This is a genomic window from Pseudoalteromonas sp. TB41 (genome assembly GCF_000497975.1).
GTDB classification, from domain to species: Bacteria; Pseudomonadota; Gammaproteobacteria; order Enterobacterales; family Alteromonadaceae; genus Pseudoalteromonas; species Pseudoalteromonas tetraodonis.
Map to the genome: position 1 here is coordinate 1 of NZ_AUTH01000069.1, position 14,394 is coordinate 14,394.

At 41.3% G+C, this 14,394-nt stretch carries 10 protein-coding genes; 9 read left to right on the top strand and 1 reads right to left on the bottom strand.

Annotated features, from left to right (window positions below; translation table 11 throughout):
* Nucleotides 1-181: 181 nt before the first annotated feature.
* The 9 genes from pdhR (at nucleotide 182) to L641_RS0109230 (ending at nucleotide 13,682) form a co-directional block, all read left to right on the top strand.
* Nucleotides 182-931, top strand: a complete 750-nt coding sequence (gene pdhR / locus L641_RS0109190; protein ID WP_008114937.1) for a pyruvate dehydrogenase complex transcriptional repressor PdhR — start codon at nucleotides 182-184, stop codon at nucleotides 929-931.
* An 84-nt stretch (nucleotides 932-1,015) separates the two neighbouring features.
* Entirely contained in the window at nucleotides 1,016-3,682 is a 2,667-nt protein-coding gene (aceE, locus tag L641_RS0109195) for a pyruvate dehydrogenase (acetyl-transferring), homodimeric type (RefSeq protein WP_024601738.1), read from the top strand.
* Between the two features lie 10 nt (nucleotides 3,683-3,692).
* On the top strand, nucleotides 3,693-5,609 hold the full coding sequence (gene aceF / locus L641_RS0109200; protein ID WP_024601739.1) for a pyruvate dehydrogenase complex dihydrolipoyllysine-residue acetyltransferase: 1,917 nt from the start codon (nucleotides 3,693-3,695) through the stop codon (nucleotides 5,607-5,609).
* Nucleotides 5,610-5,772: 163 nt separating this feature from the next.
* Nucleotides 5,773-7,200, top strand: coding sequence for a dihydrolipoyl dehydrogenase (gene lpdA / locus L641_RS0109205; RefSeq protein WP_024601740.1), 1,428 nt, complete (start codon nucleotides 5,773-5,775; stop codon nucleotides 7,198-7,200).
* Nucleotides 7,201-7,455: 255 nt separating this feature from the next.
* Entirely contained in the window at nucleotides 7,456-8,142 is a 687-nt protein-coding gene (locus L641_RS0109210; protein WP_024601741.1) for a DTW domain-containing protein, read from the top strand.
* 912 nt (nucleotides 8,143-9,054) lie between these two features.
* A complete protein-coding gene (locus tag L641_RS0109215; RefSeq protein WP_013465926.1) occupies nucleotides 9,055-10,059 on the top strand; it encodes a Fe(3+) ABC transporter substrate-binding protein in 1,005 nt (334 codons plus the stop codon).
* Complete coding sequence (locus L641_RS0109220; RefSeq protein WP_024601742.1) at nucleotides 10,059-11,690, top strand: iron ABC transporter permease; 1,632 nt, start codon at nucleotides 10,059-10,061, stop codon at nucleotides 11,688-11,690. The genes L641_RS0109215 and L641_RS0109220 overlap by 1 nt, the downstream gene beginning before the upstream one ends.
* A complete protein-coding gene (locus tag L641_RS0109225) occupies nucleotides 11,691-12,743 on the top strand; it encodes an ABC transporter ATP-binding protein (protein ID WP_024601743.1) in 1,053 nt (350 codons plus the stop codon).
* A 39-nt stretch (nucleotides 12,744-12,782) separates the two neighbouring features.
* On the top strand, nucleotides 12,783-13,682 hold the full coding sequence (locus L641_RS0109230) for a Dyp-type peroxidase (RefSeq protein WP_013465923.1): 900 nt from the start codon (nucleotides 12,783-12,785) through the stop codon (nucleotides 13,680-13,682).
* Between the two features lie 57 nt (nucleotides 13,683-13,739).
* Here L641_RS0109230 and argR read toward each other — a convergent pair whose 3' ends face one another.
* On the bottom strand, nucleotides 13,740-14,207 hold the full coding sequence (argR, locus tag L641_RS0109235; protein ID WP_008114955.1) for a transcriptional regulator ArgR: 468 nt from the start codon (nucleotides 14,205-14,207) through the stop codon (nucleotides 13,740-13,742).
* Nucleotides 14,208-14,394 lie beyond the last annotated feature (187 nt).

The window sequence follows — 14,394 nt, forward strand, 5'->3', positions numbered from 1 at the left end:
TTTGTTTAAATTACGTTACGCTGGCCTTAGGGCTTTAAAACTGCTGTAAATTGACAGTAATTACGGTTTTTGATAACGTATGGCAAAATTTGGTATGACCAATTTACCTTTTGGTCAGGTCATTCAGTTAAAAGCCTTCTTTAATGGGCTGCTAGCACTTATACAACGCGGACGTTGATTGATGTCTTTAAAAATTAAAGCGGCAAAATTATCTGATGTTATTTTACAACAACTTGAGAACATGATTCTTGAGGGGTCGTTAGCACCAGGAGAAAAGTTACCACCGGAGCGTGAACTCGCTAAGCAATTTGAAGTGTCGCGTCCGTCGTTGCGTGAAGCCATTCAAAAGCTTGAGGCAAAAGGGCTCGTAACCCGTCGTCAAGGTGGTGGAACGTATGTAAAAAATCAATTGGAGGAGGGGCTGACTGATCCGTTGTTTGATTTGATCAGTAAACACCCCGAATCGCAATTTGATTTATTAGAATTTCGTCATGCGCTAGAGGGAATTGCGGCTTATTACGCAGCACTTCGCGGAACAAGTAACGATTTTGCAAAAGTAAAACAGAGCTTTGATCAGATTGCATTAGCTAAAGATGAATTAAAGCAAAAAGCCAAAGCGATTAATGACTTTCATTTTTGCATCGCTGAGGCGTCTCATAACGTAGTGTTACTGCATTTAGTAAGAGGGATGCAAAGCTTACTTGAGCAGAATGTTTTACAAAATTTAACGGTGTTACTTAAAAAGTCAGATATAAGCAGCCAATTAGCCGAGCATAGACGCTTATTGATGGATGCAGTGATTGACGGTAATCCTGAACAAGCTCGCTTAGCGAGTAATGCGCATTTAGCCTATATTGAAGAAGCATTGCTTGAAGCGGGTAAAGAGCACTCGCGAATTGAACGTAGTTTGAGACGCACCAAACAAAATTAAGCAAGTACATTCACTGTTAACTTGATTCAACAGTGAAGTATTCAATACATAAAATTAGTATTTTAAACATAAGGAAACCTCCATATGTCTGAAGTCAATAAAATTGACGTAGACGCGCTAGAAACACAAGAGTGGTTACAAGCTCTTGAATCAGTTGTGCGCGAAGAAGGTGTTGAACGAGCTCAGTTTTTACTTGAGCAAGTGTTAGAGCAAGCCCGCTTAGACGGTGTTGATATGCCAACTGGCATTAACACAAACTACGTTAATACGATCCCGGTTGATCAAGAACCTGCCTACCCTGGTGATGTAAATCTTGAGCGCCGTATTCGTTCAATTATTCGTTGGAACGCGATTATGATTGTATTGCGTGCATCGAAAAAAGATCTCGACTTAGGCGGCCATATGGCGTCTTACCAATCGTCTGCTGCATTTTATGAAGTATGTTTTAACCATTTCTTTAAAGCGCCAAATGATGTTGATGGTGGTGATTTAGTTTATTACCAAGGTCATATTTCTCCGGGTATTTATGCGCGTGCATTTGTTGAAGGGCGTTTAAGTGCCGAACAGCTTGATAATTTCCGTCAGGAAGTAGATGGTAAAGGCTTACCTTCTTACCCTCACCCTAAATTAATGCCGGAGTTTTGGCAGTTCCCAACGGTATCTATGGGCTTAGGTCCAATTTCTTCAATTTACCAAGCACGTTTCTTAAAATACTTAGATGGCCGTGGCTTAAAAGACACTAAAAACCAACGTGTATACGCGTTTTTAGGTGACGGTGAAATGGATGAGCCAGAATCACGTGGTGCTATCTCTTTCGCTGCACGTGAAAAGCTGGACAACTTATGTTACTTAGTTAACTGTAATTTACAGCGCCTAGACGGCCCAGTAATGGGTAACGGTAAAATCATTCAAGAGCTAGAAGGGCTATTTAAAGGCGCTGGCTGGAATGTTATTAAACTTGTTTGGGGCAGCGGTTGGGATATTCTCCTTGCTAAAGACACCACAGGTAAATTACTACAGTTAATGAACGAAACTGTTGATGGTGATTACCAAACATATAAAGCGAAAGATGGCGCGTACGTACGTGAACATTTCTTTGGTCGCTACCCAGAAACAGCAGCACTTGTTGCTGATATGACCGATGAAGAAATTTTCGCCCTTAAGCGCGGTGGTCATGAGCCTTCAAAACTGTTTGCTGCATTTAAAAAAGCAGAAGAAACGAAAGGTCGTCCAACAGTGATCCTAGCTAAAACTGTAAAAGGTTACGGCATGGGTGAAGCAGCTGAAGGTAAAAACATTGCGCACCAAGTTAAGAAAATGGATATGTCGCATGTGGCTCACTTACGCTCTCGTTTAGGCTTAGATGATTTAGTATCTGAAGAGCAATTAAAAGAGCTACCATACTTAGAGCTTGAAAAAGATTCACCTGAGTACAAGTATCTACATGCTCGTCGTGATGCATTACAAGGTTACACGCCAACGCGTATCGCTAAGTTTTCTGAAAAGTTACAGTTGCCAGAAGTTGACGCATTCAAGCCGTTACTTGAAGAGCAAAAGCGTGATATTTCAACCACTATGGGCTTTGTACGTGCTCTTAATATTTTATTAAAAGATAAAGGTATTGGTAAAAATATTGTGCCAATTATTGCCGATGAAGCACGTACTTTTGGTATGGAAGGTTTATTCCGTCAAATCGGTATTTACAACCCACATGGCCAAAATTACACCCCTCAAGACCGTGATATTGTTTCTTACTACAAAGAAGCAACCTCAGGGCAGGTATTACAAGAAGGGATTAACGAGCTAGGTGCAATGTCGTCATGGGTTGCTGCTGCAACATCATACAGCACCAACGACTTACCGATGATCCCATTCTACATTTACTACTCTATGTTTGGTTTCCAACGTGTTGGTGACATGGCATGGATGGCAGGGGATCAACAAGCACGTGGTTTCTTATTAGGTGCTACAGCGGGTCGTACAACGCTAAATGGTGAAGGCTTACAGCACGAAGATGGCCACAGCCACATTCTTGCAAACACGGTACCTAACTGTATTTCTTACGATCCTACTTATGCATTTGAAGTAGCGGTTATTGTGCAAGACGGTATTCGTCGTATGTACGGTGAAGAGCAAGAAAACATTTACTACTACCTAACGCTAATGAACGAAAACTACCATCAGCCAGCAATGCCAGAAGGCGCTGAAGAAGGTATTCGTAAAGGTATCTACAAGCTAGAAAGCTACGAAGGTAAAAAAGCCAACGTACAGCTATTAAGCTCAGGTACTATCATGACTGAAGTGCGTAAAGCGGCGGCAATTTTAAGCGAAGACTATGGTATTGCATCTGATGTTTACTCTGTAACTTCATTTAATGAACTTACGCGTGATGGACAAGATGTTGAGCGTTTCAACATGCTTAATCCAGAAAGCGAGCAAAAAACAGCTTACATTACAAGCGTATTAAACGATTCAGTCACTGTTGCTGCAACGGATTACATGAAAAACTACGCAGAGCAAGCACGTTCATTTATCCCAAGCAGTAACTACAAAGTATTGGGTACAGATGGTTACGGTCGTTCAGACAGCCGTGAAAACCTACGTCGTCACTTTGAAGTTAACGCAAGCTACGTGGTAGTTGCGACATTATCTGAACTTGCTAAACGTGGTGAAGTTGAAAAGTCAGTGGTTGTTGAAGCAATTAAAAAATTCAACATCGACACTAACAAACTAAATCCACTGTACGCATAAGAGGTTTGCAATGAGTATTGAAATTAAAGTACCTGATATCGGTGGCGATGAAGTAGAAGTAACCGAAATACTAGTGAGCGTTGGCGATAAAGTTGAAGTTGACCAATCACTATTAAGTGTTGAAGGTGATAAAGCTGCGATGGAAGTACCTGCTGAACAAGCCGGTACGGTAAAAGAAATTAAAGTAAATGTGGGTGACACTGTTACCACAGGCACTTTAGTGTTCATCTTTGAAGGTGAAGCGCAAGACTCTGCTGCTGACTCTAAAGAAGCTGAAAAAACCGAGGAAGCTGCACCTGCTGCGTCATCGGCTTCATCAATCAAAGAAGTCACTGTGCCTGATATTGGTGATGACGAAGTTGAAGTAACTGAAATTATGGTTGCAGTTGGTGATAGCGTAGAAGAAGAGCAATCTGTCTTAAACGTTGAAGGCGACAAAGCGGCAATGGAAGTACCAGCACCCTTTGCCGGTACAGTAAAAGAAATTAAAGTAAATACTGGTGACAAAGTGAAAACGGGTTCATTAGTATTTGTTTTTGAAGTGTCAGGTGGTGATAACCAAAGTGCCCCTGCAGCGGATTCAAAAGCACAAGAGAAGCCTGCTGAACAAGCATCGGCATCAAGCACTAAAGAAGTTAGCGTGCCTGATATTGGTGATGACGAAGTTGAAGTAACAGAAGTTATGGTTGCGGTTGGCGATAGCGTAGAAGAAGAGCAATCTATCTTAAACGTTGAGGGCGATAAAGCTGCTATGGAAGTACCGGCGCCGTTTGCTGGTACTGTAAAAGAGATTAAAGTAGCGACTGGCGATAAAGTTAAAACTGGCTCATTGATTTTTGTATTTGAAGTGGCGGGTAGTGCACCAGCTGCAGCACCTGCAGAAAAATCAGCACCAGCGCCTAAAGCAGAATCTAAGCCGGCAGCTCAGACTGAGTCAAAACCAGCAGCATCATCTGCTAAAGCAAGCTCTGAAAGCTTTGAAAACAATAGCGCTTATGCACATGCATCCCCAGTGGTTCGCCGTTTAGCACGTGAGTTTGGTATTAACCTTGCCAACGTTAAAGGCACGGGCCGTAAAAACCGTGTTGTTAAAGAAGACGTGCAAAACTATGTTAAGCAACTGGTTAAGCAAGTTGAGTCTGGTCAAGTACCAGCAGCTAAAGGCAATGCGGGGGGCGGTGAGCTTGGTTTAATTCCATGGCCAAAAGTTGATTTTGCTAAGTTTGGTGAAATAGAAGAGAAAAAACTCTCTCGTATTCAAAAGCTGTCAGGTAAAAACTTACACCGTAACTGGGTGCAAATCCCCCATGTTACCCAGTTTGATGAAGCGGATATCACGAGCCTTGAGCAGTTCCGTAAAGAGCAAAACGCGCTTAACGAGAAGAAAAAGCTGGGTGTTAAAATTACGCCACTCGTGTTTGTAATGAAAGCAGCAGCTAAAGCGCTTGCTGAGTTCCCGACATTTAACTCATCGCTTTCAGAGGATGGCGAAAGCTTAATTCTTAAAAAGTACATTAATATTGGTGTAGCGGTTGATACGCCTAATGGCTTAGTTGTACCAGTATTTAAAGATGTTGATAAAAAAGGCATTATTGAACTCTCTCGTGAACTAATGGAAGTATCTGTTAAAGCACGTGATGGCAAGTTAAGTTCATCAGATATGCAAGGTGGTTGTTTTACTATTTCAAGCCTAGGTGGCATTGGTGGTACGGCATTTACGCCGATTGTGAATGCGCCTGAGGTGGCAATTTTAGGTGTGTCAAAATCTGAAATGAAGCCTAAGTGGAATGGTAAAGAGTTTGAGCCTAAGCTAATGGTTCCACTTTCAATGTCTTACGACCATAGAGTGATTGACGGTGCACTTGCTGCACGCTTTACTGTTACTCTTGCAAGTTACATGAGTGATATACGCCAGTTAGTGATGTGATCACTACAGAGTGAGTAAAATCAAATCCCAGCCAGTTGTTTTTAGCTGGGATTTTTATCATTTGCAATGATACAATATTTGCACAAATGCCCTTTTCTGCCTTGCAGAAACATGGCAGTTAAATTTTGGGGCTGTGTCCCGTTCAAACAATAAAGGTAATAGCATGAGCAACGAATTAAAAACTCAAGTTGTTGTACTAGGCGGTGGTCCTGGTGGTTACTCTGCGGCTTTTCGCGCTGCTGACTTGGGCTTAGAAGTTACATTAGTAGAATCTCGCGAGACATTAGGCGGTGTATGTCTTAATGTTGGTTGTATTCCTTCTAAAGCACTTTTACACGTAGCTAAAGTGATTGATGATGCTGCAGAAATGTCATCTCACGGCGTTACTTTTGGCGCACCAAAAATTGACTTAGATGAAGTTCGTTCTTGGAAAGAGTCTGTTGTTGGCCAGCTTACAGGTGGCTTAGACGGCATGGCTAAAATGCGTAAAGTAAAAGTTGTATCTGGTTACGGTAAATTTACTGGTAGCAACACTTTAGATGTTGAAGGCGCTGACGGTAAAACAACCATTACCTTTGATAACGCAATTATTGCTGCGGGTTCTAAACCTGTAAATTTACCTTTCATCCCAGAAGATGATCGCGTTATTGATTCAACGGGCGCGCTAGAGCTTAAAGATGTTCCTGAAAAGCTACTTGTTTTAGGTGGTGGCATTATCGGTCTTGAAATGGGTACGGTTTACCGTGCACTAGGTTCTGCAATTGATGTTGTAGAATTTGCAGACCAACTTGTTCCTGCTGCTGATAAAGACGTCATTAAAATTTACCAAAAGCATGTTAAAGACAAGTTTAACGTGATGCTTTCAACTAAAGTAACTGGCGTTGAAGCAAAAGACGACGGTTTATATGTTACGTTTGAAGGCAAAAATGCACCGGCAGAGCCAGTACGTTATGACAAAGTACTTGTTGCTGTAGGTCGTACACCAAATGGTAAGATGTTAGACGCTGATAAAGCGGGTGTGAATGTTGATGAGCGTGGTTTTATTAACGTTGATAAGCAATTACGTACTAACGTAGAACATATTTTTGCAATTGGTGACTTAGTGGGTCAGCCTATGCTTGCGCATAAAGCAGTTCATGAAGGTCATGTTGCTGCTGAAGTTATCTCTGGTCAAAAACATTACTTTGATCCTAAGTGTATTCCTTCAATTGCTTACACTGACCCTGAAATTGCATGGGCGGGTGTAACTGAAAAAGAAGCCAAAGAGCAAGGTTTAAGCATTGAAACAGCAGTATTCCCTTGGGCTGCATCGGGTCGTGCAATTGCCTCTTCACGTACTGAAGGTTCTACTAAGCTTATTTTTGATAAAGAGAGCGGCCGTATTATCGGTGGTGCTATGATTGGTATTAACGCAGGCGAAATGCTGGGCGAAATCGGTCTAGGTATTGAAATGGGTGCAGATGGTGAAGACCTAGCGTTGACTATCCACGCTCACCCAACATTGAACGAATCAATTGGCCTTGCAGCTGAAATTTTTGAAGGTTCAATCACTGATTTACCAAACAAAAAAGCAGTTAAAAAGAAGAAGTAATTTAACTTTTTAATTTAGTTTTTAAAAACCCAGCTTTTGCTGGGTTTTTTTTTATAGTCGCCAATTCAAAAATAGATAAAGCAAAACTAGCTTTTATTGGTATCGTTTTTTATTTTGAGCTGATAGCTGATAGCTGATAGCTGATAGCTGATAGCTGATAGCTGATAGCTGATAGCTGATAGCTGATAGCTGATATCTATTCCCTTTTATTTTAGCTACAATGCGCAGCCATCAATTTATAGGTAATAAACCACAGTGATTCAAGGTTTCAAAAATTCAGTTTTAGCGTTACGTGCCCAGCAAATAAGTGAATCTCGACGCGAGTTTAATGCCCGGGGCGGTAAGATGGACCGCTGTGAGCAATGCTTAATTGCAAAGCATTACTGTATTTGTGAGGGCGCTGAGTACGCAAGTTGCGACGCTGCGGTTTGTTTACTGATGTATCATAATGAAAGTTTTAAACCGTCTAATACAGGGCGTTTAATTGCTGAAATAGTCCCTGATAATTATGCGTTTCGCTGGGATAGAACCTCCCCAGATCCTGCTTTATTAGCATTATTGAATAATGATAAATATCAGCCTTTTGTGATTTTTCCTGCAGAAGATGTTGAAACAGATAGAGTAGTAACGCAAGTAGAGCCTGTTGCAGGTAAAACGCCTTTATTTATATTCTTAGATGGTACATGGCGTGAAGCTAAAAAAATGATCCGCAAAAGTCCTTATCTAGATAATTTGCCCGTGCTTTCTATTACTGCACAAAAGCTCTCAGATTACCGATTACGTGTAGCACCCCATGCTCACCAGTTAGGTACGGCAGAAGTGGCTATTATGGTATTGGCATTAGCGAATGAGGTTGATGCGAGTACTAAATTAGAACAGCATTTTATCAAATTTCGCGACGCCTATTTACTCGGTAAGCGCAACAAAGGCAGGCCGGAATAAACTGCAAGATGTTGATACGAAAAAGCTGAATTTAACACTTGAGTATAGCTTAAACATATATAATTTTGGCTGACCGCTGACCGCTGACCGCTGACCGCTGACCGCTGACCGCTGACCGCTGACCGCTGACCGCTGACCGCTGACCGCTGATTTTCAGGCAAAAGAAAAGCGCGAACCATCTCTAGTCGCGCTTGCGGAATCTTCTAACTTTGTTGCATCCTGCAATTGAACCTAATCAACTCCAATTTTTACGATCCGTGTTATTACAATATTACTTTCTAGTTCTATGTAATATAGGCTATCCGGGCCTGTCTCCATAAATCCCTAAAACATCCTGTAAGGTAAAATCTATTACCAATCCTTATTGCACATCCGAGTGCATTCCTTTTGCTACCATTCCGTTGTGTTGCCCTAAGGCCTGTCCGTTTTATTCCCTATCCTTTAGCAACAACTTTTCCGTGTTGTTATCCATTACGCATCATCCTGATGCTATCCCTTATGCAACATTCCATTGCGATACTCATCCTGAGCCTGTCCTTAAATTCCTGTTATCCTAAAAACCAAACCTTGGTATTCGAGTAGTTAGTCCGTTTCCATTTACTCGGTAAGCGTCGTTGCTTATTTATGGGTTAATTATAGAGAGTGATTTGCAGTAAATGTAGGATAAAACCGCTTATGGTTTATGTTCTTACAAATGAAATATTTTTAAATTATATAAAATACAATAACTTGCTATGTTTTTGTGGTGTTATACAGAGTGTTTTTACTCATTAGCTGTCATAAGCGTAAGAGATGTCTTACAAGGGTTTTCTTTTTTTGGCGTATTTACCACGAAGTGATTATATAAAGTGTGCACTTTTTAGTTCATCGCGGTAAAATTAATGATAATAATTATTAGTTAGGTAAGACAATATGAAAAAAACACTCGCGCTTGTTGTTGGGTTAATTGCCTCAGCACCGGCTGTTGCAACCGATGTTGTGAATATTTACTCATTTCGACAACCTTTTTTAATTAAACCTATTTTAGACGATTTTACACAGCAAACGGGCATTAAAACCAATGTGGTGTTTGCTAAAAAAGGCTTAATAGAACGTGTTAAGCGTGAAGGTAAACACAGCAAAGCCGATTTAGTTTTAACCTCAAACTTTAGTGCTTTAATTCAATTAGAAGAGCTAAATCTTACGCAAACTATAGAAAGCGAGCTGGTTAATAATAATGTCCCGGCGGCATTTCGTGATGGCGATGGTCAGTGGGTAGCGCTCACTAAGCGCGTGCGTAATGTTTACTCTTCAAAAGAGCGTTTAGGCGCATTGCCTAACCTTACCTACGAAGCGCTTGCTGAGCCGCAATACAAAGGACAAATTTGTACTCGCTCTGGCAAACACCCATATAACTTAGGCCTTGTAGCTTCTATGATCGCTCATCATGGTGAAGCACAGACGAAAACATGGCTTGAGGGTGTAAAAGCTAATTTAGCGCGTAAACCTCAAGGTAACGATCGAGCGCAAGTTAAAGCGGTTAAAGAAGGTTTATGTAATTTAGCCTTAGGTAATAGTTATTACTTGGGCAAAATGCTGCAAGATGAAGCACAAAAACCATGGGCTGAAGCCGTTCATATTAACTTTCCAAATCAAACTGACCGAGGATCACATATAAATGTATCGGGTGCGGTTATTACTAAGTATGCTAAAAACCCTGAAAATGCCTTGAAACTCATAGAGTATATGACAGACAATAAGGCGCAAAATATGTATGCCTCGCTCAATATGGAGTATCCGGTTAAGCCAGGTGTGAAACTTTCTAGTTTGGTTGCATCATGGGGAAGCTTTAAGGAAGACAGCTTACCGCTTGATGAAATTAGCAAATATCGTCCGTTAGCCCTTAAGCTAATTGATGAGGTGAAGTTCGATCTTTAATGACTTATAAATTTCAGCTGTCGAAATGGCAGCTTATTGCGTGGTCGACGGGGTTATTGCTGTCGACCCCGTTGTTTTTCCTACTATTAGAATCTTTACAAGGCGACTCAGAGGTATTTACCCACCTGTGGAATACCGTACTGTGGGACTATATAAGCAATACCGTATTACTGGTTTTAGGTGTAGGGTTACTTAGCTGCTTTATTGCGTTACCACTGGGTTGGCTCACTGCTTATTGCCGTTTTCCTGGTAAAAAACAATTTGAATGGGCACTGATGCTGCCTCTTGCCATGCCTACTTATATTATTGCTTATGTGTACACCGATTTACTCGACTATGCGGGGCCGGTACAAATAACTCTAAGAGAGTGGTTTGGTTGGCTGTCGCCAAGTGACTACTGGTTTTTTGATATACGCACCTTACCAGGGGCAATTGTTATGATTGCGCTGGTACTCTACCCGTATTTATATTTAATTTTTAAAACTGCACTGCGAGAACAATCTTTTAAGTTAGTCCAAGCCAGTCAGTTAATGGGGCTAAATGCATGGAAAAGCTTTTTTAAAGTCAGCCTTGTATTATCCCGTGGTGCCATTGTAGCGGCACTTGCTTTGATCAGCATGGAAACTATGGCTGATTTTGCTACCGTTAGCTACTTTGCAGTCAGTACATTAACCACCGCAGTATACGATACTTGGTTTGGTTATTACTCATTAACTGCAGCAGCAAAAATTTCAGGGGTGATGTTGTTACTGCTATTCTTAGCATTGATCACCGAGCGTTTTAGCCGTCGTAACCAAGCGGTGTTTGAGCGTCAATCGAGTGTGAACAGCGAGGCGCTTTATATCCTCAAAGGTAAGTCTGCATGGTTAGCAACGGGGTTTTGTAGCTTTATTTTAATTATTTCGTTTATTATTCCGATGGTTGTATTGCTCAAATATGCAGTTATGTATTTTGATCAAGCGTGGAATAGTGAGTTTTTTAGCTATGCATGGCAAAGTTTAAAAGTGGCGGCTGTAGTCAGTGTGGTGACTATTATACTGAGTGTTTTAGTGGTGTTTTATCAGCGCATTGCTAAACAAACAAATCCATTAATACCCGGGCGTTTGGCCAGTACGGGCTATGCGTTACCCGGCACAGTATTAGCGATAGCGGTATTGTTGCCACTCACCCTATTAGAAAATACTATCAACCGCACTTTAGCTCCTTATCATTTAGATATTGGTTTATTACTTACTGGCAGCTTACTCACTATTATTTTTGCTTATATAGTGCGGTTTTACGCCGTTGCACACGGAGCTATTGAGTCGAGCTTTTCACGTATTAGTCCCTCCCTTGATATGGCAAGCCAGTCAATGGGAAAAAGCCAAGGGCGCACATTACGCTTAGTGCACTTACCTTTATTACGCCGAGGCTTATTAACCGCAGGTTTATTGGTCTTTATCGAGTGTATGAAAGAGCTACCCGCAGCTTTGTTGTTAAGGCCTTTTGATTTTGAAAGCTTAGCAACTCATGTGTTTCAGTATGTAAGCGATGAACAATTAGAGCTGGCCTCTATATCGGCTTTGTTTATTGTGGTGGTGGGGTTTATTCCGTTATATTTTATTAACCGTTCAATGGAGCAACGTAGCTAAATGAGTAGTTTGATTTTACAAGGCGTGAGCTATGCATATAACGGGACTAAGGTGATAGATAATTTAGATTTAACCTTAGGTAAAGACGAAATAGTGTGTTTACTCGGAGCCAGTGGCTGCGGTAAAACCACCACACTAAAAGCCATTGCAGGATTAATTGAAGCCAAACAAGGGCAGGTATTTATTGATGGTAAGCTAGTTAGTGATGCTAATACGTTTGTTTCACCTGAGCATCGTAATATTGGCATGATGTTTCAAGACTATGCGTTATTTCCGCATTTAACGGTGGCTAATAATATTGCGTTTGGGCTAAGCGGTATGAGCAAAGCAGATAAACACGCACGCGTAAGTGAAATGCTAAAGTTGGTACACTTGGTAGGCTGCGCCGATAGATTCCCTCATCAACTCTCTGGTGGGCAACAGCAGCGAGTAGCGATTGCACGCGCATTAGCTTATAAACCTAGCTTACTGTTACTTGACGAGCCATTTTCTAATATTGATACCCAAGTACGATTTGAGTTAATTGCCGACATTAGGCGCATTATTAAGGCGCAGCAAGTATCGGCTGTGTTTGTTACTCACTCAAAAGAAGAGGCGTTTGCTTTTTCAGATACGCTTGCGGTTATGCACCAAGGTAAAATTGCGCAGCAAGGTACGCCAGAACAGCTTTTTGCTAAACCACGTTCAAAGGAGGTTGCAGAGTTTCTGGGTCAGGGCATATACTTAAGCGCAACCGTATTAACCGCCACTGAATATCAAACGCAGTTTGGGGTGGTTGAATCAATACAGCCACAGCAGCATGGCGTGGCGGATAAGGGCGTTATTTATGTGCGTCCGCATCAACTTGAACTTGCTAGTAATAACGATACGCAACAGCAATCTGAGCGGGTTAGTATATTAAGTAGTCGCTTTATTGGCTCCGCTTATGTATACACTGTGGTTATTGATGAGCAAGAAATAGAAGTTGCAGCCCAGTATGGCCAGTCATTTGAAATAAATGAACAGGTTATAATAAAAATAAAACCGCACACGGTGAATTTTTTTGAATCGTAATTAATCGCTGTGTTTTGCTCTAAAAAGTAAGGAATGACAATGGCGCAAGCGCAATCAGGGATTTGTGCTGAAGCAAACTTACACGGTTTGCACTTATTTTTTAATGTACTTGATGGTCACGACGAATCACTTCGCGCTAAGCTTAAAAAAGTGAGCGATATTGAAGATGAGTTTAGTGATCAGTTCTCTGAATCTATGCTTTCTTGTATGGTCGCCATTGGCGCGCAATATTGGCCACACATTCTGCCTGATTATATGCCAAGTGAGCTGCAAAGCTTTCCTAATATCACCCATAGCGATTTTGTGATGAGTGCAAGGCCATGCGATTTATTTGTACAAATCCGCTCAGACAGAGAAGATGTAAACCACCTGTTTGCATTGCAAATATTAAAACTTTTCAACCCTGATGTTGAGCTGGTGGAGCAAATTCGAAATTTTCGTTTTTTAGATGGCCGTGATTTTAATGGTTTTATTTATGCGGGCGATACTCCGCATGGTCGTCAAAAACGGGTAACGGCCCTCGTTAATAAGCCTGATAGCTTTGAAGATCAAGGCAGCTATATTCATGTTCAGCGCTATAAGCATGACTTAACGTTATGGCAGCACTTGTCGTTGCAAGAACAAGAACAAATAATGGGGCGTACTCGTCTCGACAATACCCTAATAAGCCCCGCACTTGAAAGCAGCCATGCAACCCGAAGTGAATTAAAAGATGAACAGGGGCAAGCATTATTACTAAATCAAAGTATGCCTTATGGCGACGTGTATGAGCAGGGGATGTTAATGATTACGTGCTCGGCTAAAGGGGATGCGTTCGAGAAAGTACTCAATAGCCGATTAGGGCAGGGGGAGTATTACGACCATTGGCTTGATTTTACTCAAGCAGATATGGGCTCTGCGTTTTTTGCACCCTCAGTGCGATTTCTAAAGCAGCTATAAAACAAGCCAGTAACGGCTACGTATCAGTATAGCCGTAACAGTGATAACCAAACGAGTTTAAACCGTATCAAACAAAATACGCACACGCTCTAATGTGAGGTCTATTTCTGATACTTTCGCTGGCGCAATAAAAATAGTGTCATCGCCGGCAATTGTTCCTAATACGCCATCTGCTTTACCTAATGAGTCAAGTAAACGGGCAATTAGCTGAGCAGCCCCAGGACTGGTGCGAATAATAATCATCATTTCGTTATGCATAATATCAATAACTAACTGGCGTAACGGGCTTTTAGCGGTTGGTACACCCATTTCGGCAGGTAAACAGTACACCATTTCTTGTTTTGCATTGCGGGTACGTACCGCGCCAAACTTACTTAACATCCGCGACACTTTACTTTGGCTAATATTATCAAAGCCTTGTTCTTTTAATGCGTCAACTATTTCGCCTTGTGAGCCAAAATTCTCTTCTTTTAAAAGTGCTTTAAAGGCTTTTACCAATGCTTCTTGTTTGTCTTGTGGTTGCATAGTGTCTAATTAGTTATGTTGTCGATACTGCAAATTCTACACAAAAATGCATATTTATGCAGCAGTTGTTTAGGTTTTGCTGCGTTTAAACAGCAAAGTTTACAACTATGGTCGAAAATATAGCTAAAATAGGCAGGATAAATTTGTTTTTAGTCGCTAATTTCTTTATCTTATAAACCACAAATAT

Bases quoted from the DNA above. Each gene is read 5' to 3' on its own strand.
- pdhR (WP_008114937.1), top strand. From the start codon at position 182: ATGTCTTTAAAAATTAAAGCGGCAAAATTATCTGATGTTATTTTACAA.
- aceE (WP_024601738.1), top strand. From the start codon at position 1,016: ATGTCTGAAGTCAATAAAATTGACGTAGACGCGCTAGAAACACAAGAG.
- aceF (WP_024601739.1), top strand. From the start codon at position 3,693: ATGAGTATTGAAATTAAAGTACCTGATATCGGTGGCGATGAAGTAGAA.
- lpdA (WP_024601740.1), top strand. From the start codon at position 5,773: ATGAGCAACGAATTAAAAACTCAAGTTGTTGTACTAGGCGGTGGTCCT.
- L641_RS0109215 (WP_013465926.1), top strand. From the start codon at position 9,055: ATGAAAAAAACACTCGCGCTTGTTGTTGGGTTAATTGCCTCAGCACCG.
- L641_RS0109220 (WP_024601742.1), top strand. From the start codon at position 10,059: ATGACTTATAAATTTCAGCTGTCGAAATGGCAGCTTATTGCGTGGTCG.
- L641_RS0109225 (WP_024601743.1), top strand. From the start codon at position 11,691: ATGAGTAGTTTGATTTTACAAGGCGTGAGCTATGCATATAACGGGACT.
- L641_RS0109230 (WP_013465923.1), top strand. From the start codon at position 12,783: ATGGCGCAAGCGCAATCAGGGATTTGTGCTGAAGCAAACTTACACGGT.
- argR (WP_008114955.1), bottom strand. From the start codon at position 14,207: ATGCAACCACAAGACAAACAAGAAGCATTGGTAAAAGCCTTTAAAGCA.